This window comes from Nostoc linckia z4 (genome assembly GCF_002608075.1).
Classification (GTDB): domain Bacteria; phylum Cyanobacteriota; class Cyanobacteriia; order Cyanobacteriales; family Nostocaceae; genus Nostoc; species Nostoc linckia.
Genome location: NZ_LAHA01000025.1, coordinates 68,314 through 93,358 on the forward strand (window position 1 = coordinate 68,314; position 25,045 = coordinate 93,358).

The window sequence follows — 25,045 nt, forward strand, 5'->3', positions numbered from 1 at the left end:
AATAATTTGTGAAATATTACCTGTTAGAGTTGTTGAACGTTAACTGTTGACTGTCAACAGTCAACAGTTAACACCGATATTGTTCGCAACTGAAATAGGATTGCAATTTGCTCTACCTCGATTGATAGAGCCTTAATCAAAGTTAAACAACTACAAAATTGTTGTTAGTTAATGACAAGCTGCTAGATAATTGTGCAAATTGTACTTGAGCAAATCCACCTGCGCTACCATCTCGGTCAAAGAACAATGCACCTGTAGCCGAGTTATAAATGAATCTTTGTGTGCTAGTAGTTGCAGATGCACCGATTCTAAACTGGTTAGCTTTGAGTACACCTGCTGATAAACCGCCACCAAAACCAGTAGCCGATATCCGAATCGTTTCATTAGTGACATTTAAATCAGAAATTCTATCAACACCTTCATTGAAACTATTGAAGACAAAGGTATCAACGCCATTTCCTCCAATTAGGCTATCATTGCCATTGCCACCCGTAAGGATATCGTTACCATTTCCACCTTTGAGAATGTTTTTACCAGTGGCATTAGAGGCTGTGAGAATATCATTACCATCCCCACCATCCAAGAGGTTATCGCCTGTTGAACCACCAGCATTTAAGGTATCGTTACCAACACCACCCCTGAGAGTGTTATTACCTAAAGAACGAGATTCGTAATTATATAAATAACTGCCAGCGTAGTTACCGTACTCGTCGTAGTAGTTAACGTTACTAGAATCATTGTAACCAGAGATGTTGAGAAAATCATTGCCATCTCCTGCATCAAGTAGATTATTGCCTGTTGAACCACTAGCACTCAAGCTATCATCACCAGCCCCACCGTTGAGGGTATTATTACCTGAGGAACGAGAATCGTATTCCTGGCTAGAAGTGCGAGGATCGTAAGCGTCTGATGAGCTTTTCAATTCGTAGTAACCAGAGACAGAGATAAAATCGTTACCATCCCCTCCAGAAAGCAGGTTATTCCCTGTCGAACCACTAGCGCTTAACCAATCCCGATCAGCCCCACCATCAAGGGTGTTTTGACCAGATGACTCTGAGTAGTAGTCGTAGTTATAGCTAATGGATTGATAGTAGCCAAAGACGGAGAGGGTGTCACTACCATCGCTTCCACACAGTAGGTTATTGCCTTTTGAACCACTAGCACTCAAGCTATCATCACCAACACCACCGTTGAGGGTGTTATTGCCGTCTGAGCGAGAGTCGTATTGGTAGCCAGTGTATTCTATTGTGTAATACCCAGAGACCGAAAGAGAATCATCATTATTGTCTCCAAAGAGTAGGTTATTACCTGCATTACCAACGAGAGTATCATTGCCAGTACCCCCAATGAGAGTATCATTGCCAGTACCACCCCGCAGCAAGTCATTGCCACTTAAGCCGTTGATGAAATCATTACCTCCTTGACCATTGACCACATCATCTGAGTTGTCTAAAGCTGTAATGTTGTTGTCCAAGTCGTTAAAGAAGGTGACTGTGTTTTTAATGCCGATGCTCGTATCAGTGGAGTTTGCATCTAGGACATTAAAACTATCGGTGATGCTAGTTTGTCCATCAAAGATAATATTGCCAATGGCTGGTCTACTACCAGAAGCTTTGAGGTTATCCAAGTCTTCTAATTTGAAGTTTTGTAGAATAACTTTTGTAATAGATAGCGGAGGAAAATATACACCTTCAAATGAGATTTCTAGACTGTTACCATTCTGTGTCAGCAGTAAATTTTGTGGAGTTAACCCATACCCTTGAAATTTGAGGGTATCAACTTCGGCAATAACATCTGGTGTTGGGTTTGTGCCTTTACCCACTCCAACAAAATCACTAATAGTAACAATTCCATCATCCAAATTAACAACAAATTTATCGTTACCACCGCCACCTGTTAAGTAGTCATACCCTTTGTTCCCTGTAATAATGTCGTTACCAGTTTTACCATTAATCGTGTCAAAGCTGTTAGTACCTAGTAGGGTATCGTTACTGTTAGTTCCAATGATATACGCCATAGCTTTTTCCTGCCTGAATTGATTTTTGGAAGAAATGAAATTCTTTATTTTTAGTACTGTTGGGGAACGGCAAACAAAGCCGCAATTTAAGAGTTTAAACACGCTCAAATTTGATTCTTAAAGATTAAGAATTTTTGATGATTATTCTCCTTGTAATTGAATTGTTATTACTTTTTGAAGTGCATAACTTCAAAAATATTGAGTAGAAACCAAGGTTCAAATTTATTCAGAGCAAAGAAAATACATAACGATGCCCAAAACAGTTTGAAACTTTGATTGTTGACTGTTGACTGTCAACTGTTAACACTCAATGGTCAACAGCAGCAAGAATTCGCAAATGATTTGCGACTGCTATATATATTTGAGTTATTTTTCTTACTATTTTTGTCTAAGTTCCGTTACTGCATTCTACAAATTAATCAGTGTATGGATTGAAAAAAATAGTTTCAAGATGATTTTAATCATCCTTTCTCAATTGCATAGGTAACTATAAAAGTCCGATTTGATTTATGAAAAAATTTAAGTATCTGTAGGATCTTTGATGCCATAGCCTAACGCACCTAAATCTTTAACTGGTACGTTAACCTTTGACATAAAGCACCTATGTGTATTTCTCAAAATCAAATATGAGTCCTATATTTACCAAACACATCACTGAAAAAGAGTTAAAAATCAACCTTGAATGACTCAAACCTACAGACTATAATTTAGTGGCTTTGTCAATGAGTAATTATTACTAGCTCCAAAACACAACAACAGATACTTATGCTCTTGTTATGGGTTATGTTCGTGGGTATTTAGCTGAAAAAAAATAAGACACAAAATGCAGGGTATAAATAAACCGAACAAGGCATTAAAATAATCGGTTCATCATTAATATACAGAATATTTACTAATTAATTAATTGCTCAAACAATATCTTTACATATTTTAAAGATGATTTGTAGATAATTCTCTATCAAGAGAATTTTTTATATCTCCTTAATATTTACGTTACTAATTCTTTATATTAAGTCAAGGATAAATATTTTAAATAATGATAGAAGGATAAATATTTTATTTTGAATAACAGCGATATCTACGGCTATAGATTTGATAAATAATCAAAATCGATAATAAATTATATCCTCAGGAGGATTTTAAAATTGCATAGATGAGTAAAGTGTGAGTTGCCATTTAAAACATCTTGCATTACTAGCATTTGCAATTTTCTTTACTTAGCCAGACTTATAATAGGCAACAGGTAATAAGGAAAGAAAGTCTCTTGGTATCTAATATGGTTCGGTTAAAGGGGAAAGGGGAAAGGGAAAAGGGAAAAGGTTTCAAATACATCCTTTACCCTTTTAATATTATATCGGGTGTAATTGTTGATGATGTTAATTTATCGGGTGGAAATGGTGATGATACTTTAATCAATACTGATATTATTAATGTTAGCGATCGCTCTCTAATTATAGGTACACAATACGCTGACAATTTCACCATTTAATTTCAATAAATACACCCAGAAATTATTTTTAATTTCTGGGTGTTATTTCCTAATTAAACAACTACAAAATTGTTGTTAGTTAATGACAAGCCGCTAGATAATTGTGCAAATTGTACTTGAGCAAATGCGCCTGCGTTACCATCTTGGTCGAAGAATAATGCACCTGTAGTTGAGTTATAAATAAACCTTTGAGTGCCACTGGTTGCAGATGTACCGATTCTAAATTGATTAGCTTTGAGTATGCCTGCTGATAAACCGCCACCAAAACCAGCAGCTGATACTCGAATTACTTCATTAGTAGTGTTGAAATCAGAAATTCTGTCAACACCTTCATTGAAACTATTGAAAACGAAGGTATCAATACCACTTCCTCCAATTAGGCTATCATTACCCTTGCCGCCTGTGAGGGTATCATTTCCATTTCCACCTTTGAGGGTGTTCTTACCAGTGGCATTAGAGGCTATGAGAATATCATTGCCATCCCCACCATCTAAGAGATTATTGCCTGATGAATACTCAATATTTAAGTAATCGTTATCAGCGCCACCGTTGAGAGTGTTGTTGCCTGATGTGACATAATATGCATTTAAATCGGAGAGACCGTCAAAGCCAGATCCAAAGAGAGAATCATTACCACTCCCTCCATTCAAAAGATTATTGCCTGTTGATAAGTTCACAATTATGGAGTCGTTGCCAGCGCCGCCGTTGAGTGTGTTGTTACCTAAGGCGCTATTTAATCCATTGTAGTAATCCCAGTAGCCAGAAGCAGAGAGACGATCGCTACCATCGCCACCATCAAGCAGATTATCGTTAGCTGAACCGTTAACACTTAAGGTATCGTCACCGATACCACCGTTAAGGGTGTTATTCCCAGAGGTGCGCTCGATGCCGTATCTGGTGCTATCGCTAGAAGCACTCAAATAATCATTACCATCGCCACCATTGAGTAGGTTATCGCCTGTTGAAGCCTGAACATTCAAAACATCATTCCCAATGCCTCCATCAAGTGAGTTAGTGCCTGATGAATAGTCAGCATACAAGTAATCATCACCAGCGCCACCAGTGAGGGTGTTATTACCGGAAGCGCCAATAACGTCGTAGTATTGGAACCCAGAAACAGAGAGAAAATCATTGCCATCTTCACCGTTGAGGAGGTTATCGCCTGATGAATATTTAGCATTCAATGTATCGTTACCAGCACCACCGTTGAGGGTGTTGTTCCCTAAAGCACCTATAGTATAATAGTACTGTTCGCTAGTGGCAGAGAGAAAATCATTACCATTGCCTCCATTGAGTAAGTTATTACCTGATGAATAATTAGCGAACAAAGAATCGTTACCAACGCCACCGTTAAGAGTGTTATTGCCTAAGGCATAGTTAATATTTTCGTAATCAATGGAAGAACCAGAAGCAAAAAGGGAATCATTGCCATCGCCACCATCAAGTAAGTTATTGCCAGTATCACCAACGAGAGTATCGTTGCCAGCACCACCAATGAGAGTATCGTTCCCAACACCACCCCGCAACAAATCATCACCGCTTAAACCGTTGATTTTGTCATTGCCCCCCTGACCATTAATCACATCATTTGAGTTGTCTAAACCAGTAATATTGTTGGCAAGGTCATTGAGAAAGGTGACTGTATTTTTGATGCCGATGGTTGTTTCTGTTGAGTTAGCATCCAGAACATTAAAACTATCAACAATGGTGGTTTGTCCATCAAAAATAATATTGCCAATGGCTGGCGTACTTCCAGAAGCTTTCAAATTTTCCAAGTCTTCTAACTTGAAATTGTTCAAGATGATTTTTGTACCAGTTAACCCTTCAAAGGTGATTTCCAAGTTTGTGCCATTTTGGGTGAGTAACAGATTTCGTGCAGTCAAACCAGCACCAACAAATTTGATGGTATCAACTTGGGCAATAACACCTGGTGTCGGGTTTGTGCCTTTACCCACTCCACCAAAATCTGTAATTGTATCAATGCCATCACCCAAGTTGTAAACAAATCTATCCTTACCACCGCCACCTGTGAGTGTGTCATTGTCTGCGTTACCTGTTATCGTGTCGTTGCCAAGCTTACCGTTAATGGTGTCGGCGCTGGTGGTACCCAGTAGAGTCTCGTTACCGTTGGTTCCAATGATATTTGCCATAACTTTCTCCTACTTGAATCGATTGTTGAAGTAATTTCATCTCTCGGTTGTTAGTGCTGTTTTGGCGCACAAAAATTTCTCGAAAGTTGATGCTTTCGATATACTGGATATCACCCTTGAGGGGTAGCAATTTTTCGGAAAGTTTTACGTCTTCAATGGTTTGCAGATAGCACTTATCTAAATACTTTGGAGTATCTAAGCCTTAGGCACTGTAAAAATTTATGAGGCTGTGTATTGAGTAATAATGATGGCTTCAGGCTTTTTTTAATCAATCAAACCTCAGCATCTCTCGAAAAACATCAAAAAATTAAAGCTTTAATGTCTAATACACGCTTCATGTAGGTTTTTTTGTCAATGCGTAATTATTCCTAACTTAAAAATATTGAACTTTGACCCAGGATAGACAAATAATTTGCATCCGGTTGTTGTAGGCGATCGCTCTTGACGATCTCACTGAAAAATAGGAAACATCTAAATAACATCTTACTAACAAAATACAGAATATTTACGTAGATTTTGGAAATTTATAGAAATATCTTTGCATATTCTTCATATTGTTTGGTTTCACCATCAAAAATGGATGTAAAGTTACGGATTAATATCATGTTCGGGTGAAGACTTATCATTAGGACTGACGCGGGGACGCAAAGACGCGGGGACAAGGGAGAAATTGTAACAATAACTGATTATCCGAACTTGATATGAGTCCTATGTAGTATAACAGTTGCCAGGTGGATTACGGCATAAACCAACGGTCAAATTCTGACATCAAAAGACTTTTGAGTCTATTGGTCTAACCTTGTTCCACCTGGCAATTAAGGGATTTTGGATTTTTAGCTACTGGTTAGTTATGTGCGATCGCTAATTTACAATCAAACAACCACAAAATTGTTGTTGCTTAAGGATAACCCAGTAGTAACTAAAGCAAATTGTACCTGAGTAAAAGTACCTGCACTGCCATCTTGGTCAAAGAACAATGCACCTGTAGTCGAGTTATAAATAAACCTTTGAGTACTTGTGGTTGCAGATGTACCGATTGTAAACTGATTGGCTTTGAGTACACCTGCTGATAAACCGCCACCAAAACCAAGAGCCGATACTTGAATTATTTCATTAGTGGCGTTAAAGTCAGAAATGCGATCGATGCCTTGATTGAAACTATCGAAAACAAAGGTATCAATACCACTTCCTCCAGTTAGGCTATCATTACCGTTGCCACCCGTGAGGGTATCATTACCAGTACCACCTTTGAGGGTATTATTCCCGAACGCGCCAAAGGCAAAGATATAATCATTGCCATTGCCTCCATCTACAAAGTTATTGCCTGTTGAATACTCAACAATCAAGCGGTCATCACCAGCGCCACCAAAAACTGTATCATTACCAGCATAGTTACCATTGAGGGTATCATTTCCATTGCTGCCCACAATTAAGTCATCGTACTCTGTACCTGTGATATTTAATTGTTCGATATTCTTATAGCTAACCACTTTCCCATCCACGGAAATATTACCAGCATTGGTAGTGGTATTGAAAGCTGAAGTGATTCCTTCAGTAGTACCGTAGTATTCGATTGCCAACAAATCTTTACCTGTGCCGCCATCTATAGTATTATTACTTCCATTGTCGATAGAGGCATTGTCATAAAAGAGGCTAAACTTATCGTCACCAACGCCGCCGTTAAGGGTATTATTCCCAATGGAGTTATAGATGAACAACAAATCATTGCCATCATCTCCATTGAGTAGGTTTTTGCCTGAAGAATAGTCAGCACTCAAAGTATCGTTACCAGCACCACCATTAAGGGTGTTATTTCCACTAGTGCTAAGTATAGGTGAGATAAATACACCAGAAGCAGAGATCCTGTCATTGCCATCGCCACCATTAAGTAGATTATTACCTGATGAAAGGTCAGCATTCAAGAAATCATCACCATTACCACCAATGAGTGTGTTATTTCCAGATGACACAGACCCGACGAAGCCACCTGAGGCTGAGAGATAGTCATTACCATCGCCACCATCAAGCAGATTATTGCCTGATGAAGCCTCTACATCCAAGTTATCGTCACCTGCACCACCGTTGAGTGTGTTATTGCCTGAAGCGCTGGAGATAGGTGAGTTATCATCCAATTGGCGAGAGGATACGAGAAAATCGTTACCATCGCCTCCATTCAGTAAGTTATCGCCTTCTGAAAGTAAAATATCTAACTTATCGTTACCCAGACCACCATTGAGGGTGTTATTGCCTGTTGAATATTTAGCATTTAAGTTATCGTTATCAGCGTCACCATTTAGCAGATGATTACCACTTGAAAAGTCAACATTCAAGAAATCCTTACCAGTACCACCGTTGAGGGTATCATTACCACTACCACCAATGAGAGTATCATTGCCCGCATCACCTTGGAGTAGGTTATTACCAGTACCACCGTTGAGACTATCATTACCACTACCGCCAACAAGAGTATCATTCCCCGCACCGCCAATAAGAGTATCGTTGCCAGTACCACCCCGCAGCAAGTCATTGCCGCTTTTGCCATCGATTTTGTCATTACCTCCTTGACCATTCACCACATCATCTGAGTCATCTAAAGCGGTAATGTTGTTGGCAAGGTCATTAAGGAAGGTGACTGTATTCTTGATGCCGATGGTTGTTTCTGTGGAGTTGGCATCCAGAACATTAAAACTATCAATGATGCTTGTTTGTCCATTAAAGATAATATTAGCGATCGCTGGTCTTGTTCCAGAAGCTTTCAAGTTATCCAAGTCTTCTAATTTGAAGTTTTTCAAGACGACTTTCGCGCCAGCTACCCCTTCAAAAGTAATTTCCAAATTTGTGCCATTCTGAGTCAGCAACAAATTTCTAGCAGTCAATCCAGCACCAACAAATTTAATTGTATCAACTTCGGCAATAACCCCTGCTGTTGGGTTTGTGCCTTTACCCACGCCACCAAAATCTGTAATCGTATCAATACCGTCACCCAAGTTGTAAACAAATATATCCTTGCCACCGCCACCTGTGAGTGTGTCGTTGCCAAGTTTACCGTTAATCGTGTCAGCACTGGTGGTACCCAGTAGAGTATCGTTACCGTTAGTTCCAATGATATTTGCCATGATTTTATTCCTACTTGAATCAAATTTTTGACTTTCTTGTGTTTGTGCTATTTGAACGCGCAAATAATTCACCAAAATTTCGCGTTTTTGGCATACTTTTATGTCACCCTTGAGGGTCACTCATTTTTTAGAAAATTCTCGTTGTTTTGACTTGTAAGTATTACTTATTCAAATATAGGAATCAGATTTGATTGGGAGAACTACTCGTAGAGATAGGGTTGAGGGAACGGGGAATAGGTAAAAAATCATACGAGCGTACCTAGCTTCACACAAATCAAATGTGAATCCTATATATGCCTTTGTTTTGAGCGATCGCCTTTGGTATCTAGCTGAAAAATAGGGAATTGAGGTAAGAGGGAATAAAGAGACTAATTTTTAGCAAGGTTGCAATAAGCCGTCAATCAAGTAATATACAAAAGATTTACTGAGCTATCGACACTCTCAATAAATAACTTTACATAATTTGCCAAAATTTTACTGATTAATATATGTTAAGAAAAAAATATTATTTATTATTAACATTTTTTAGTCTTTAGATATTAGGACTTACGCAACGCCGATACAGCAGATTGCAGGTTCATGAAGTACAGTAGCAACAGTCTGTAAACCAGTTTTTTAGATGTTTAGTTTAGGATTAATCAAATCAAGAGCCGTTGCAATAAGAATATCAACCATTTTTGTTGTGGTTGGAGAAAATTGACGTACACCGTTTTTCATCTATTTGAACCACAATCCCTGCTAGGGGCGAACGGTTGTTCGCCCTACAACGTGGTTTATTTACCTGAAAATTGCTGTATGCGAACTAGATGTTGAACAGCTTATTAGTCTTAAACAACTACAAAATTTTCGTTGGTTAAAGATAAGCCAGCAGATAGTCGCGCAAATTGTACTTGAGCAAACCCGCCTGCATTGCCATCTTGGTCAAAGAACAATGCACCTGTGGTGGAATTATAAATAAATCGTTGAGCGCTAGTGTTTGCAGATGTTCCAATTCTCAACTGACTTGTTTGAAGTACACCTGCTGATAAACCGCCGCCAAAACCAACAGCCGATACCTGAATTATTTCATTAGTAGCGTTAAAGTCAGAAATGCGATCGATGCCTTGATTGAAACTATTGAAAGTAAAGGTATCAATACCAGCTCCTCCAGTTAGGCTATCATCACCACTGCCACCTGTAAGGATATCATCTCCGTTACCACCGTTGAGGGTGTTTTTACCAGTGGCACCAAAGGTATTGAAAATATCGTTGCCATCGCCACCATTAACTAAATTATTACCTGATGAATAACTAATATCAAAGTAATCGTTACCAGCACCACCGTTGAGAGTGTTATTACCAAAACAGGCTATTGCAGAAAAATAATCAATGCCATTGCTTCCAGATACTAGGTTATTACCTGTTGAATAGTCAATCACAAAATCATTGTAGCTAGCACCACCAGCAAGGGTGTTATTACCAGAACTATAAGCTACATACAACAGATTATAAAAACCGTCGCCTCCATCAAGGAAATTATCGCCTGTTGAATAAACACCATATAACCAATCATCACCAGCGCCCCCATTCAATAAGTTGCTACCTTGTGAATAGTCAACACTCAAGGTATCGTTACCGGCACCACCGTTGAGGGTATTATCGCCTAAGGTTTGATAATAGACTTCGTAATCTTCATCGAACTCGTAGCCAGATGCAGTGAGATAATCATCGCCATCACCGCCATTTAATAGGTTGTCGCCTTCTGAATAGTCAACATTCAAGGTATCCTTGCCACTGCCACCGTTGAGGGTATTATTACCTGTGGTAATGTAATACGCTCCTCCGTAGCCATAGGTATAACCAGAACCGGAGAGATAATCATTGCCATCGTCTCCATTTAACAGGTTAGCGCCTCTTGAATAGTCAACCTTCAAGGTGTCGTCACCAAGGCCACCGTTGAGGGTATTATTGCCTGAATTGTTATCAAATCTATAACCCTCTACACCAGAGGCAGTGAGAGAATCATTACCATCGCCTCCAGAAAGCAGATTATTACCTGTGTTAATCCCAGTCCTTAAGGTATCGTTACCAGCACCTCCGATGAGGGTGTTATTACCGTCGGCAATGTTGAGCCAGAAATAATCGTTGCCGGCTCCTCCATCTAGGAGATTATCACCTGTTACAAAGATAGCCTTCAAAGTATCGTCACCAATGCCACCTTTGAGGGTGTTATTACCACTAACCACAGCACTGTAATAGTCGCCAGAAACAGAAAGCTCATCATTGCCATCGCCACCATCTAGTAGGTTATTACCTGCTGAATAGTCTGCAATCAACAAATCGTTACCAGCACCGCCTTTGAGGGTGTTATTACCAGATACCACTTCTCCGTAGTAGTCACCTAAAGCCGAGAGAGTATCGTTGCCATCGCCGCCATCTAGGATATTATTGCCACTTGAAGAGTCAACATTCACCAAATCGTTACCACTACCACCGTTAAGGGTATCATTGCCTGCACCACCTACCAGGGAGTCATTACCAGCGCCACCTACCAGGGAGTCATTGTCGGCGTTACCAATGAGAGTGTCATTGCCCAAACCACCAATGAGAGTATCATTGCCCGTTCCACCCCTCAAAAGGTCGTTACCACTTAACCCATCGATTTTATCGTTACCCCCTTGACCATTAATCACATCATCTGAGTTATTTAAACCGATAATATTGTTAGCAAGGTCGTTGAGGAAAGTAACTGTGTTTTTGATGCCGATGGTTGTTTCTGTTGAGTTAGCATCAAGAACGTTAAAACTATCAATGATGCTTGTTTGTCCATCAAAGATAATATTCGCAATGGCTGGTCTTGTACCAGAAGCTTTGAGATTATCCAAGTCTTCTAGTTTGAAGTTCTTCAAGACAATTTTTGTATCATCCACCCCTTCAAAGGTGATTTCTAAATTTGTACCGTTCTGTGTCAGCAATAAATTTCGAGCAGTCAAGCCAGCGCCTTGGAATTTGATGGTATCGACTTCAGCAATAACTCCTGGGGTTGGATTTGTTCCTTTACCCACTCCACCAAAATCTGTAATCGTATCAATGCCGTCACCCAAGTTATAAACAAATTTGTCGTTGCCACCGCCACCAGTTAAGGTATCATTGCCCAGTTTGGCTGTGATGATATCGTTACCAGCTTTACCGTTAATTGTATCTGCGCTTGAAGTGCCCAGTAGCGTATCATTACCAATGGTTCCAATAATATTTGCCATAAATTTTTCCTGCCTAAATCTTTTTTAACTGGAATTATCAACTTGTGATACTATTTTTCAGCATCAAAAAATCACCGAAAATTCAATCATTTCGGTATAGATGGGAGGAGGATTAGCAATTGTTCTAATCATCTCCTTGTTAACTAGCTTGTAAATAAGCTGTTCCACATAAAAATTGCACATTAACTAGCCGCCGCCTGTTGACAATTAACAGTCAACAATCAACGGCCATCACAACTAACTATGCTTTTTTAGCGTGCATCAGCTTAGCAACTATCCAATCTATTTGGGATTATTTAAGTTCAGCTATTTGAGTGCAAGTTAATCTCTTTATAGGGAACATATAAATAAGACTATACTAATTAAATACTGAATATTTACTTAGATGTCTATATTTCAACAAATATCTTTGCACATTCTTCACATTATTTTACATCGACAAAATTTATGTAAAAACCCTGAAATGAAAGTGATGTTATCAACACATAAAATCTCAGAACTTCTGGTAGTCTTCTGCAACAAATGTCAATAATGCTAGTTTTCAACATCTAGCTGAAAAAGGAAAGTAGGAAGTAAATTAGAAAAGTTTTGTCCATAAGCTTGTAACTGGGGAGTTGAACTGAGAAAAAAATGTTTTCATGCTATGGTTGTGCGATCGCTCCCACAAACATCTAGCTTGAAAATTAGCAAACAGTCTACAGATAAAAACAAACAAGCAAAGAAATTTTCTGACTTTGCTTATCAAGTATTACCTGTGGGTGTTTAACTTTGAGAATATACAATATTTAAGTAACACCATACTAACTAAATACTGAATATTTACTTACATGTCTATGCCTAAAAGCATATCTTTGCATACTCTTCATATTATTCATTGAAAAAAGGATATCTTTAAGTACTGATGTTTCACAGGATTAGGTATTGAAGCCTTCAGATTTCGTCAATCTTGCTAAACAGATAAATTTACCAAGCCTGGAATTCCTTGTGGGACAAAGAGCATTGTTTATTTCAATCAAGGTTTACTTATCTTTTTGTCTTCTTCATACTCTTGTGACGGAGGCGGTGAGTAAAAATACATATTAATTGAGTTGGCGATCGCTGATGTTAAGTCAGCATCATGAATAATCGTTAGAATGTGGATAAAATTGTAACCGCAGATATCATAAAATATAGCTAACAATACTTGCAAACTATTGGTATACATGCTGCAAACATTTACTTAGACAATCTTGTGACGCAATCTTGGATTATTTAGCTTAAAAAAGCTAAAACAAAAGAAAATATCTGAAATATAGAGTTAAATGCCCAAATTTTAGCTAATTTAACAGGCGTTGCTGAATCAGAGTATGAATTGACATTTTTGATATAACTAAACAACCATTCTTTGCGTGAGACTAATTCATACTTTCAATCAGCAACGCCAAATTTTTTAAATCATGGAACCCTAATTAACCCTAAACAACTACAAAATTGAAGTTGGTTAGTGACAACCCACTAGATAGTTGTGCAAATTGTACCTGAGTAAATCCACCTGCACTACCATCCTGGTCAAAGAACAATCCACCTGTAGTGGAGTTATAAATAAATCGCTCAGTGCTAGTGGTTGCAGATGTTCCGATAGTAAACTGACTTGTCTGAAGCACGCCTGCTGATAAGCCACCACCAAAACCAGCAGCTGATACCCGAATCAGTTCATTAGTAGCGTTGAAGTCACTAATACTATCTACGCCTTCATTGAAACTATTGAAAACAAAGGTATCAATACCGCCATTGCCCAAAATGAAATCATTACCGTTACCACCTATGAAAATATCATTGCCTTCTCCTCCGTTGAGATTGTCATCGCCATCGCCACCATTGAGGGTGTTCTTACCAGAGGCACCAAAGGTAGTCAGAAAATCATTGCCATCACCACCAGAAAGTAGGTTATTGCTTGTTGAAATCTCAGCAAATATCAAATCATCACCAACGCCACCATTGAGGGTGTTTTTACCAGAGGCTTCAATGGCAAACAGAAAATCATTGCCACTGCCTCCATCCAACAGATTATTGCCTGTTGAACGCTCAGCATTCAAGTTATCATCACCAGCCCCACCTTTGAGGATGTTATTGCCTGAACTTCTAAAGAAAGAAGTGATTCCAGAGTTGTAGTCGAAAGTACTGTAGGCAGAGACAGAGAGAAAATCGTTGCCATCACCTCCATCCAGGAGATTATTACCTGTTGAATAGTTGGCACTCAAGTTATCGTTACCAGCCCCACCTTTGAGGGTGTTATTGCCTGAGGACGGACTTCCTATGTTGTAGTAGTTACTGAAAGGATCGTAGTAGTAGTAGGCAGAGGCAGAGATCGCATCATTGCCATCTCCACCATCCAGCAGATTATCGCCATTTGAAGAAATAGCACTCAAGCTATCGTTACCAATGCCACCTTTGAGGGAGTTATCGCCTGTGGAATAATCAACATTTAAAGTATCGTTACCTGTACCGCCGATAATCGTATCGTTGCCACTATTACCACCATAAAGCACATCGTTGCCATTGCTCCCCACAATGTTGTCATCGTAGGCTGTACCTCTAACTTCTAATCGTTCAATATTCCTGTAGCTAACTTGATTGTTACCTGCTTTAATTGAACCATTTGTCGTAGTGATTCCGACGTTAGAACTGCTGTAATCGATGTTTAAGTAATCATTACCCGTTCCTCCTTCTACCGTTTGAGTCACTAAGGAAGAAGGGGCTGTAAATGGGGCGCTTAAAAAAAAGGAATCATCCCCATCTCCTCCACTGAGGGTGTTTGTACCCTGAACTCTAAAGGCGAAGAAGGTATCGCTCCCATCTCCGCCTGAAACAGTATTATTAGCAGTAGAGAAGCTAATTTCAAGGGTGTCAGTCCCCGCATCCCCACTGAGGGTGTTATTTCCAGAGGAAAAGGAAACATTTAAAATATCAGACCCAGTTCCGCCTTTGAGGATATTGTTTCCAGTAGAAAAGGAAGCATTCAGTTCATCATTACCGGAACCACCATCTAGAGTGTCGTTACTTCCATTGCCAAATATATTATCATTACCTGATAAACCTTGAATCAGGTCATCACTCGTTGTGCCACTTAGGAAATCATTTCCACTGGTACCATTGATATTTGCCATGATTTTTTACCTACCTAAATCAATTTGTTGAGTAACTGAAATTGCCAATTTGGAGTTAGTAGTGTTTGAGAGCAAAATGAACTAGCCGAAATTCGACGCACAGAATTCAATTGGAGAATTCTGACTACTAACTTCTGAATTCTTTATTGTTAAACCACATGAATTTTAAAACTGAAAGTTTGTAACGAGGGTATAGTATTCAGCTTGGGCTGTAATTTTGAGTTTTACACCCATTACAAAAATCTACGGTTTTAAAAATAGACATGATTTATCTAGCTATTTAGGACAATTGAAGTCTTAAATAGCGGAAAAGTTTATACAGCATAATCTAAAAAAAGTTTAAGATAACGCTTATAAGACATCAAACTTAGCAGAGTCAGGAATCACAATTCAGACAGACTCCATATCTGATTTTGAGTCTTCGATCGCTTCTTTGACTTAGTTACAAAATGCTGCATTGATTTGCGTTTTACCTATGGATAAATAAGACCCGCTGTCTTGAGAATAGGGAACCGTTGACAGGGAATCGAGAAAATATTTGCCAGCCCTTGCTAGGAGCTATTGTCGATACGTTTTTAGCTTGAAAACAGGGAACATCTAAATAAGCTGATAATAATTAAATACTAAACATTCAAATGAATGTCTATACTCAAAAACATATCTTTGCATACTCTTTATATTATTGGTTAAAAACTTACTATTTTTATAGTAAATAAGGTATTTTTTATACTTTGATAGTAGATAAATTACTCTGAAAAAATTATAGAAAATGTATTTTATTTTTCTCTTATCAGAGATATGAAAGGCTGCAAAAAATTAGGTGCAGCTGAATAAATCATATCCTCTTTTCTCCGAGACGCTTCGCGAACGCGTATACGCACAATAGAAATTAAAAAGCGGCAATATACCATCGCTTTGGTTGATTAAGCTGACTGTATCAAGCAATCAAATGCGAGGTGCTATGTTCAACACCTCGCATTCTGAGAATTTATTCTTGTGCTGTTGTACTAACTGATGTAACCGTAATTACAATTAAACAACCTGAAAATTGAAGTTGGTTAGTGACAAATCAGTAGATAGTTGTGCAAATTGTACCTGAGTAAATCCGCCTGCATTACCATCTCGGTCAAAGAACAATGCACCTGTAGTCGAGTTATAAATAAATCGCTGGCTACTTGTGGTTGCAGACGCTCCGATAGTAAACCGACCAGATGGGAGTATTCCAGAAAATAGATCTGGTGATAATCCACCACCAAAACCAACAGCAGATACCCGAATCACGTCATTATTGGTGTCGAAATCATAAATGGTATCTATGCCTTCATTGAAACTATTGAAAGCAAAGGTATCATCACCACCTTCTCCATAGAGGCTGTCATTTCCTTCGCCACCGATGAGGTAGTCATTGCCATTACCACCTTTGAGGGTGTTCTTACCAGTGGCAAGAGAAGCTGTGAGAGTATCATTACCATCACCACCATTCAATAGATTATCGCCTGATGAATAGCTAATATTTAAGTAATCGTTACCAGTGCCACCGTCGAGCGTGTTCTGACCTGATGTGACATAAAAAATATCTGGGAAGTAATAATCGTTCTCTATGCCAGATGCAAAAAGAGAATCATTACCACTACCTCCATTTAGAAGGTTATTGCCTGTTGATAAGTCAACATTTAAGTAATCGTCACCAGCGCCACCTTCGAGCGTGTTCTGACCTGATGTGAAAAATACAATATCTGGGAGGTCGTTATCGTTCTCTACGCCAGAACTGGAGAGAGAATCATTACCACTGCCTCCATTTAGAAGGTTGTTGCCTGTTGATAAGTCACTGCTCAATTTATCATTACCATCGCCACCATTGAGTACGTTATCGCCACTTGAACGGCCAACGCTCAAATTATCGTTACCAATGCCTCCATCAAGCAAGTTATTGCCTTGTGAATACTCAACATCCAAGCCATCATTACCAGCCCCACCATTGAGGGTGTTATTGCCTGAAGAGCCAAAGGGAAAGCCCTCGAAGAACACGTAGAGAGAGAAATAATCATTGCCATCGCCGCCAGATAGCAGGCTATTGCCAGAGAAGTCGGGGCCCTCGCTTTCATCAAAAATCAAGTAATCGTCACCAGCCCCACCATTGATGGTGTCATTACCCAAACCACCAACAAGAGTATCATTTCCCACATCACCTTGCAGCAAGTCGTTACCAGTGCCACCGATGAGGCTATCATTGCCGATACCGCCAACAAGAATATCATTGCCCGCACCACCAATGAGAGTATCGTTACCCGTACCACCCCGCAGCAAATCGTCGCCACTCTTGCCATCAATTTTGTCATTACCTCCCTGACCATTCACCACATCACTTGAGTTGTCTAAACCCGTAATGTTATTGTCTAGGTCATTGAGGAAGGTGACTATGTTGGCAGTGCCGACACTTGTTTGAGTAGAGTTGGCATCAAGAACATTAAAACTATCAATGATGCTACTTTGCCCATCAAAGATAATATTACCGATGGCTGGTTTACCTCCAGAAGCTTTGGAGTTTTCCAAGTCTTCTAGTTTGAAGTTTTTCAAGATGACTTTTGTACCAGCTACACCTACAAAGGTGATTTCCAAATCAGTGCCATTCTGTGTGAGTACAAGCTTTTGTGCTGTCAAGCCAGAGCCTTGAAATTTGATAGTATCAACTTCAGCAATAACTCCTGCTGTTGGGTTTGTACCTTTACCTACGCCACCAAAATCAGCGATTGTATCAATACCGTCACCCAAGTTATAAACAAATTTATCCTTGCCACCGCCACCAGTGAGCGTGTCATTGCCCTTTTTGGCTGTGATGGTGTCGTTGCCTGCTTTGCCGTTAATTGTATCTGCACTGTTGCTTCCTAGTAGGGTATCGTTACCGTTGGTTCCAATGATATTTGGCATACTTTTACTTTCCTGAATGCATTTTTGGGAGTAATTTCAGTTGTCAATAATCGAGTTAGTGCTGTTTGACTGCACAAAATTTTTGCCAAAAGTTGACGCTTTCGGCAGAGTTAATTTTGCCGTTGAGAGTTAGCAATTTTTACCCAAGATTTACTCTGAGCAATCAGCTGTCGCGCTTTTAATGCAGCACATCATTTCACGTTGGCTGTTAATGGTTGACAGTTAAGCGTCAGTAGCCAATCGCATGAGTGACTATGCAATTTAAAAGCGTAATAGCTGATTTATTGAACTATCTCTGACTATCTAAGTCTTAAGCACTGTACAAATCTCTTTTGCCCTGTATTCAGATATAAAACAATTAGTTTGAAGTTGATTTCATTCATCCTGCATCGCTAGCTCAGGTAAGCATTTACCATAGGCATCGCTGAAAAACAGTTGAAAAATCAATCTAGAATGCGCTCAACACGAAATGTAATAAATTGCTTGCTTTGTCAATGCTTAAGCCTTACTAGCTTAATGGGGCTGCGGACTAGGAAAGAAATATTTTTATACCCTCCTTGTGCAATCGATCCCATGAACATCTAGTCTCCACATAGAAAACATTTAAATAACCCCTTAATACATAAATAACGAATATTTACTTGAATGTCCAGACTTTAGTAAATATTTTTGTAAACTTTTTGTAGGTTTTAGTAATACACATTTTAAATATGTACATAATTCCTAAATATAGTATTTTTGATTTTGACAGGAAAATAATTTTATGAGAGTATTAAGCAGATGCCAAAAGGATGGATAAAAATATTTTGCTTAGGAATTACTGTTGGAAAAATAAGTAAGTCGGCATCAGTAATTATCGTTGGGATCGGGTAATAGGGAATAGAAAATAGGCGAGTATATTTTTCTTGATATAGTTGGATTTGATTGTGCTGACTTACTTAGAGAGTCGGTAGTGGAAAATAGTGCAGGCAACCTTTTTGGTTGTGGAATTTTCTAGTGATTGACTATTATAAAAATAAAATCAGTCCGTAGCATTATCTTGTGCCCAAATCAAAACCGCTTGGGATAAATAAAATAGGACTTACGCAACTGGCATATTATTTTAAGTTTGTAGTAAGGACTTTAGTCCTCTAATAAGGACTGAAGTCCTTACTACAAGCAAAAAAAATTGATTTTTTGTGACACTTGCGTAAGTCCTGTAAAATTACAAATGCAGATATGATTAAATTTAGCGAACAACACTTGCAAATTATTCGCAGCCATGCTGAAAACATCTACCCAGAAGAATGCTGTGGTATAATTTTAGGCCATCTGACTAATGAAGGCAAAATTACAGTAGAAGTAATGCCAACAGAAAATGCCTGGAATACAGAGGCGAGTGCTGAATTTTCAGGCGAAGGCACAGTGGAAAGTAAAAAACGGCAATATACGATCGCACCATTAGTAATGTTACAAGCACAAAAACAAGCACGCGATCGCTCTTTGAGTATTATCGGCATTTTTCACTCCCACCCAGACCACCCTGCCATACCTTCGGAATGCGATCGCTTGTACGCTTGGCAAGGATACTCGTATATAATAGTTTCCGTCCAAAACGGTAAAGCAACAGAAGTGCGAAGCTGGAGTCTTGATGATACTCATCAGTTCCAAGCACAGACCATTGAAAATATAATTTAACGGCTTAATTTCGATACAGATATCATTTTTCGATAGGATTAATATTCCCGCTCTTGCATAAGACAACGGCTATGTTAAATCCGAATCCGGATTTAGCAAAAACACTTTAACGGCTAATAAGCTTATGGAGTACAATGCTTACTATAGTAAATTACTAGAAAATTACTATCATGTATAGCAAGCAAGAAAGTAGCAAACAAGCAGACATAAGACTGGGAATGGATAAAGGCTCTCTAAGATTGCAATTTAGTAGCCGCGTTTCACAACAGTTTTATGGAAAGAAACAAAAATATATAGGTTTAGGTAGGCACGACTCAGACGAAAACAGGAAGTGGGCGGATGGAATTATTAGGCGAATACAGGAAGACATCGATTATCAAAACGGTGCTAACTTTGACCCCAGTTTAAAAAAATACCTTGAACTCAAAAGTAATGTCATAAATCTTCCTGGTAGCTTGACGGTTCCTACACTTCGAGAATTATGGCAAGAGTACGTAGATTGGAAGGTTGACACTAAGCAGATATCGGCTGGTACGTTAATAGGGAGATATGAACAAAATTTTGGCTATCTATTAGCCGATTATCTCAATAAACCGTTGACTGAAGAGTTAGCCCAATCAATAATAGACGATTTGTGTGCCAGACGTACCAATTCTGATTCTATTGGTAAACTATTTAGTGCTTTAAGCTCTATGTCACAAAGGGCAATAAATGAAGACAAGATAAAGAAAGATTTTTTTGCAGAAATCAAAAAGTTTTACAAGCCACCAAAAAAATCAAAGCAATTACAAGAAGAAGAAGACCGTAGAGCGTACACGATTGAAGAGAGAGATTTAATAATTGATTCATTCTACTCATCAACAAAACAGTCATTCAGGCAATTAGCAGAATTAATTGAGTTTCTGTTTCTTACTGGTTGTCGCCCTGGAGAAGCTTTTGCACTTCAATGGAAACATATCGACTTAGATAAAGGATGGATACGCTTTGAGGATGCTTACAGTTCTGTTAGCAAAGAGATTAAAAATACTAAAACTAATGTTATACGTATTTTTAAAATTAAAAGTAAATCACGACTAACACGACTAATCGAAAGAATGAAAAGCTCGAACAAAAATATTTCTGCCGAAGATTTAGTATTTACTAAAATGAATGGGAAGCGTGTCTCGTTGGATACATTAGCGGGAGTTTGGTATAAAAAATTTAGTGAAGGAAGGACATACAATGGAATTGTTACTGGGCTAGCTGAAGATGGCAAAATAAGCTGTTACCTTAAACCTTATTCAACTAGGCATACATTTATTAGTATTCAAGCTAATAATGGTACAGATTTAGCGTTAATAGCTGATGTTTGCGGCACGAGCGTAGATAAAATCATGAAGCATTATTTACAGCCAGACAAGCAAAGAGAGTTAGCGGACATCTAACTGTAACCATGTACTTCATTTACCTCAAAAACGCTGTACTTCAAGATAAGAGCGAATAAGTCTCTTGATTTGAAACAGTTAGAGTAATACTCCAAGTAATAATAAACCCTCTAAGAATCAACATCCTAGAGGGTATTTTTTGCTTGCCAGTTTTAAGCTTATGCTTCTATCTCTCTATCTTCCTGTAGTTATTGGATAACTTGTTAGATAACTTTCAACTACTAGGAAACATCCAACTTGATGTTTTCAAATACCTTGACAAATATTTCCTCAGTCAGTCACAAGTGGCTGAGGCAATTGGGGTACACCCATTTTACGTATCACGTTTTTTGGGTTCAGAAGAGGTAAAAGCCTTGCTGGGTGAAGATTATACGGATCACAAAATTGCCATAGAAAGGAATGGCAACGGCAAGCGGGGCGGTAGTCAAGTCAAAGTTATCCCCGTTAGACTCGCTGTTAAATTTTGGTCATCTCAAGCATATAAAGGCAACACTATAGCCACAAGAGAGAAAGTTTTTGCTGCTGCTGATAAACTATTTGCTCAAGGAGAAATAGTCACGAAAGAAAAGGTTAGAAAGGAAGTAAAAGGTGGTTCACATAGCACTATTAGTAAATATTTCAGGGAATGGAAGGAACAGGAAGATAATGAGATTCCAGTAAAAACTTATCCGATGGCAGAGTCTATAAAAAAGACGTATGACGAGATGAGAGACATTCATTGGAATGCTTTTTGTACAAGATATGAGCAAATAACTGATAATCAAATAATTGCTGAATTAGAAGAAGAAAACAACACCCTTCGAGAGAGGTTAGAGGTAACAGAAGAAGATTCTATTCGGTTGAAACAGTTACAAGAGCTTTACAACAAAGCTATAGAGCAACAAAGACAAGATGCTGCTGAGATACGAGAACTAAGAAATTACGTTGACCGTATAGGATGAGGAATAACAAATGACAGCTAAAGTATTAAGTACCGAACAACTTGAAAAACTTCAGGAAATTAAAAAACGGTTAGCTGAATTACAACAAAGAAGTGATGAGAGAATTACAGCAATGGAAAGTGCATTGCTAAATAAATAGTTATACTGTTAATAATCCAAGTGTAACTATTAAAATAAAACCCTTCCTGACAATATAAGGAAGGGTTTTTAATTGATAAATGTTGATTTTAGAATTTATTTATTTTTCCCTTTCTTCTCATCAAGTGCTTTCTGAATAGCTTCCCTGCAAAACTCTGGTGGGTCATCCTGTTGCTGCACTTCCTCTTTCATTGATTTAGTAATGCGTAAATTTAATCTTTCAGTCAATGGTTCTTCTCTGTCTGTGGTGAACGGTCTTAGATTCTCTGGCTTGCCTTTGTTCTTGGTCATTTGTGTAGAAATATAAATAATGCTATTCTCCACATGCCTACCAGTGGAGAATGTTAAATCGGTGAGTAACAAGTTTCTCAGGCTTACAGACTCACCGATACCACTTTTTTGGAATGGTAACTCTATGTTTACACGTTCAGAACTCGAAATAAAGACTGTACCTGAATTACGCGATATGTGCCGTAGATACGGTGTTCGCCCTACTGGTAGTCCAGCACTCAAGGGAAGCTACATCACTTCTCTGATGTCTTTTGCGATTATCGCTATCAAACAGATGGAAGAGGGGCGCGGATTAAGGTTACCTTCACTCGCTTCTATTCAGGTGATAGAGTCAGCGATAGATGAAATGAATACGCCTACAGATGAGCAAGCAGGGTTGATTAAAATCTCAATGGAAGGGAGAAGGATGAATTACCCGGAGGGAGCAACGCGATTTTGTGAGGTCGGGTAAAAACCAAGCGTTCGCTAAAACTGACATTTGTGCATGAAGTAATTTTGTTTACAGTTAATATACGTAATCATACGATAAATCATCTTGATGAGATATCTCAAAAAGATTGCTAGTAAGTTATTTGACGATTATTTCCAAATATATCTACGATAAGTCTTTAATACTCAGTATCAATTATGGCAAACAATAAATTGAATACAGAATTAAAGTATAAAATTTATCAGGAAGTTTGGGGTTTGATAAACGAATTAAAGATAGAATCACAAAAACTATCCCAACTTTTGGCTATCCATTGACAACGGAGGTGCAACATAATTTCTGCGTTATCTTGAAGCCAAAACTTACTATTACCTTTCATCCGTAAATTAACAACTTGGCGAATTAAACTTTCAACCGCGCCACTACCAAGAGGAAGTTTTCTAAAGGCAACAGAATTATAGTTTAAAAGCCTGCGTCGGTAAGCTTTCAAAATATAATTTCGCTCTCGTAACAAATTTTTTAGACGCTCTCCAGTTGCTCCTAGAATAAATTCGTCCATATTTCTGATTAAATTTAGTGTTTGACCTTTTTTTAAAGTTTTTCGGGCATTGATAAACCATTTTTGTCGTTCATTATTTGTGCTAAATGCAGCATCAGCAAAATCTTGTAAATGCGATGCGGCGTGATAAAAATCTAAGATTTGATAGGTTTCGGGTGGACAGTTTAACTTTTTTAGTAAAGGAGGAATGTGTATCCATATCCACTCTGCACCATCAGCAATTAATAAAACTTGTTTAGCTTGACTAATCCCTAAATTAACCAAGTACATTTCTAATATTTGTAAAAATCCTTCAAAACCTGAATATGTTCCATCATTAGTAATGGGAATTTCTCCATTCCTGATTTTTTCACCTTTGTCATTCACTACATAAATTGTTAATAACTTTGGCTCTACCCATTCTCCTGTAAAGCCTAAGCGATTAGTCTTCACCTTACGCCTTCCCTTGTTGTTAATCCTAATCCTGGTACGACCACCATCTACAGCGATGACAACACGTTGGTCTTTCAGAATACTAGTTGTAGGTAAATTGCCTAAAGCTAAACTTGTTATTTTCGATTGACGTAAATTTATGCCAATTTTACCAAAGTAATACGTTAGCCGTTCTATACGTTTTAGGCTGATATTTATACCCCAATCAATTAATGTTGTTCGTGCTGCCTCAAACGAGCCTGAAATTGCACCATATTTAGCAATTGTTGAGAAAACATTAGGTGTTAATCCTTCGGTCATTCCCAAATATCTTAAAAATGGACAAAATCCTTCATGTGAAGATTTATTATTATTCTTCGATTGAGTTTGACGTTCAACTACATACGGTAGTTTTAAATTTACTTTCACATTTCCAATTGTTAATATTTGTCGTTCTTTGCAACCATGCTTTTTTGTGCTTGCTTGCCACCATCCCCGCGTCTGCTGCTCTGCTTTATCCAAAAAATCTTGAGATTTTGACAGATTATGGAGCAACAACGCTGTACATTCTCCTGCCAAAGTTAAGGCTAAGTCTCTAATTTTTTGCTCACGTTCTCTGAAAATCCGTCCATCCCATTCTGAGATATTCGTTAGTTCTAAAAGTTTCGTAACTTTTCAAAGAAAGTTTTCCAATGATTTGCTTAAATCGAAGGTAGAATATATACTATTTTTCATTCAGCGTAGGCACTCCCCGTTTTGATGTCAGATATCAAAACCTTTACTAATTGGGAATCCTACCTTTTTTTGTCCCAAAAAACGATTCATATTTATATTGAGAATAAAAATAAAATTTTACCAGTATTAGTACTGTTTGTAATGTTATAAATATTTATAGCGTACTGAAGCAAATTTTTAGCGATCGCTTGTTTTTCTCCGACCTCACGAAATCGCGTTGCTCCCTAGTAGGATTGGTTTTCAGTCCTCATCATCAATTTATATCCCGTTTTCAACCCATTCATTTGTCAACTGCTTCCTTAATTACTTTAGGCATTTATTTTTCGATTTCTCAAAGTACTGGTGTTTCTTCAT

14 protein-coding genes and 2 pseudogenes are annotated in these 25,045 nt (G+C 38.3%); 7 read left to right on the forward strand and 9 right to left on the reverse strand.

Translation table 11 applies throughout. The annotated features are described in order from the left end of the window. Window positions 1–142: 142 nt before the first annotated feature. The gene (locus VF06_RS20165) at window positions 143–2,017 is read right to left on the reverse strand and encodes a calcium-binding protein (protein WP_099070068.1); all 1,875 of its coding nucleotides are present in this window, start codon (window positions 2,015–2,017) and stop codon (window positions 143–145) included. Window positions 2,018–3,293: 1,276 nt separating this feature from the next. On the opposite strand from VF06_RS20165, the gene VF06_RS20170 reads away from it, so the two are divergent. After that, window positions 3,294–3,506, forward strand: coding sequence for a hypothetical protein (locus VF06_RS20170; protein WP_099070067.1), 213 nt, complete (start codon window positions 3,294–3,296; stop codon window positions 3,504–3,506). 53 nt (window positions 3,507–3,559) lie between these two features. On the opposite strand, the gene VF06_RS20175 is transcribed toward VF06_RS20170, so the two are convergent. The 3 genes and pseudogenes from VF06_RS20175 to VF06_RS20185 form a co-directional block, all read right to left on the reverse strand. Next, complete coding sequence (locus VF06_RS20175; RefSeq protein ID WP_099070066.1) at window positions 3,560–5,656, reverse strand: beta strand repeat-containing protein; 2,097 nt, start codon at window positions 5,654–5,656, stop codon at window positions 3,560–3,562. A gap of 872 nt (window positions 5,657–6,528) precedes the next feature. Next, window positions 6,529–8,772 carry a beta strand repeat-containing protein gene (locus VF06_RS20180; protein ID WP_099070088.1) on the reverse strand — a complete coding sequence of 748 codons (2,244 nt, stop codon included), beginning with the start codon at window positions 8,770–8,772 and terminating at the stop codon, window positions 6,529–6,531. Window positions 8,773–9,599: 827 nt separating this feature from the next. Continuing rightward, window positions 9,600–12,011: pseudogene (locus VF06_RS20185) on the reverse strand (beta strand repeat-containing protein); the annotation flags it as partial. 643 nt (window positions 12,012–12,654) lie between these two features. Here VF06_RS20185 and VF06_RS42805 point away from each other — a divergent pair. Next, window positions 12,655–12,777 carry a hypothetical protein gene (locus tag VF06_RS42805; protein ID WP_257207656.1) on the forward strand — a complete coding sequence of 41 codons (123 nt, stop codon included), beginning with the start codon at window positions 12,655–12,657 and terminating at the stop codon, window positions 12,775–12,777. A gap of 246 nt (window positions 12,778–13,023) precedes the next feature. On the opposite strand, the gene VF06_RS39350 is transcribed toward VF06_RS42805, so the two are convergent. The 3 genes from VF06_RS39350 to VF06_RS43395 all read right to left on the reverse strand — a co-directional run bounded on the left by VF06_RS39350 (window position 13,024) and on the right by VF06_RS43395 (window position 18,085). Next, complete coding sequence (locus VF06_RS39350) at window positions 13,024–13,215, reverse strand: hypothetical protein (RefSeq protein WP_143861842.1); 192 nt, start codon at window positions 13,213–13,215, stop codon at window positions 13,024–13,026. A 250-nt stretch (window positions 13,216–13,465) separates the two neighbouring features. Then, window positions 13,466–15,157, reverse strand: coding sequence for a beta strand repeat-containing protein (locus VF06_RS20190; RefSeq protein WP_099070064.1), 1,692 nt, complete (start codon window positions 15,155–15,157; stop codon window positions 13,466–13,468). A gap of 1,032 nt (window positions 15,158–16,189) precedes the next feature. Continuing rightward, entirely contained in the window at window positions 16,190–18,085 is a 1,896-nt protein-coding gene (locus VF06_RS43395; protein WP_099070063.1) for a calcium-binding protein, read from the reverse strand. Between the two features lie 1,218 nt (window positions 18,086–19,303). Between VF06_RS43395 and VF06_RS20200 the strand changes: the two genes are divergently transcribed. From VF06_RS20200 to VF06_RS42820, 4 genes are all read left to right on the forward strand, one after another. Further along, window positions 19,304–19,762: a M67 family metallopeptidase gene (locus tag VF06_RS20200; RefSeq protein ID WP_099070062.1), complete on the forward strand. Its 459-nt coding sequence runs from the start codon at window positions 19,304–19,306 to the stop codon at window positions 19,760–19,762. Between the two features lie 170 nt (window positions 19,763–19,932). Continuing rightward, window positions 19,933–21,186, forward strand: a complete 1,254-nt coding sequence (locus VF06_RS20205) for a tyrosine-type recombinase/integrase (RefSeq protein WP_099070061.1) — start codon at window positions 19,933–19,935, stop codon at window positions 21,184–21,186. 200 nt (window positions 21,187–21,386) lie between these two features. Then, entirely contained in the window at window positions 21,387–22,127 is a 741-nt protein-coding gene (locus VF06_RS20210; protein WP_180267801.1) for a DNA-binding protein, read from the forward strand. A gap of 10 nt (window positions 22,128–22,137) precedes the next feature. Beyond that, window positions 22,138–22,266, forward strand: a complete 129-nt coding sequence (locus VF06_RS42820) for a hypothetical protein (protein ID WP_257207655.1) — start codon at window positions 22,138–22,140, stop codon at window positions 22,264–22,266. 95 nt (window positions 22,267–22,361) lie between these two features. Here the strand turns inward: VF06_RS42820 and VF06_RS20215 are convergent, their stop codons facing one another. Beyond that, on the reverse strand, window positions 22,362–22,556 hold the full coding sequence (locus VF06_RS20215) for a hypothetical protein (RefSeq protein ID WP_099070059.1): 195 nt from the start codon (window positions 22,554–22,556) through the stop codon (window positions 22,362–22,364). A gap of 124 nt (window positions 22,557–22,680) precedes the next feature. Between VF06_RS20215 and VF06_RS20220 the strand changes: the two genes are divergently transcribed. Then, entirely contained in the window at window positions 22,681–23,007 is a 327-nt protein-coding gene (locus VF06_RS20220) for a hypothetical protein (RefSeq protein ID WP_143861843.1), read from the forward strand. Between the two features lie 220 nt (window positions 23,008–23,227). On the opposite strand, the pseudogene VF06_RS20225 reads toward VF06_RS20220, so the two are convergent. Then, a pseudogene (locus tag VF06_RS20225) lies at window positions 23,228–24,691 on the reverse strand (ISLre2 family transposase). Window positions 24,692–25,045: the final 354 nt, after the last annotated feature.

Coding starts and splice junctions, on each gene's coding strand:
- VF06_RS42820 (WP_257207655.1), top strand. CDS start 22,138: ATGACAGCTAAAGTATTAAGTACCGAACAACTTGAAAAACTTCAGGAA.
- VF06_RS42805 (WP_257207656.1), top strand. CDS start 12,655: ATGGTTGTGCGATCGCTCCCACAAACATCTAGCTTGAAAATTAGCAAA.
- VF06_RS20215 (WP_099070059.1), bottom strand. CDS start 22,556: ATGACCAAGAACAAAGGCAAGCCAGAGAATCTAAGACCGTTCACCACA.
- VF06_RS43395 (WP_099070063.1), bottom strand. CDS start 18,085: ATGCCAAATATCATTGGAACCAACGGTAACGATACCCTACTAGGAAGC.
- VF06_RS20205 (WP_099070061.1), top strand. CDS start 19,933: ATGTATAGCAAGCAAGAAAGTAGCAAACAAGCAGACATAAGACTGGGA.
- VF06_RS20180 (WP_099070088.1), bottom strand. CDS start 8,772: ATGGCAAATATCATTGGAACTAACGGTAACGATACTCTACTGGGTACC.
- VF06_RS20190 (WP_099070064.1), bottom strand. CDS start 15,157: ATGGCAAATATCAATGGTACCAGTGGAAATGATTTCCTAAGTGGCACA.
- VF06_RS20175 (WP_099070066.1), bottom strand. CDS start 5,656: ATGGCAAATATCATTGGAACCAACGGTAACGAGACTCTACTGGGTACC.
- VF06_RS20165 (WP_099070068.1), bottom strand. CDS start 2,017: ATGGCGTATATCATTGGAACTAACAGTAACGATACCCTACTAGGTACT.
- VF06_RS20200 (WP_099070062.1), top strand. CDS start 19,304: ATGATTAAATTTAGCGAACAACACTTGCAAATTATTCGCAGCCATGCT.
- VF06_RS20220 (WP_143861843.1), top strand. CDS start 22,681: ATGTTTACACGTTCAGAACTCGAAATAAAGACTGTACCTGAATTACGC.
- VF06_RS39350 (WP_143861842.1), bottom strand. CDS start 13,215: ATGTATACCAATAGTTTGCAAGTATTGTTAGCTATATTTTATGATATC.
- VF06_RS20170 (WP_099070067.1), top strand. CDS start 3,294: ATGGTTCGGTTAAAGGGGAAAGGGGAAAGGGAAAAGGGAAAAGGTTTC.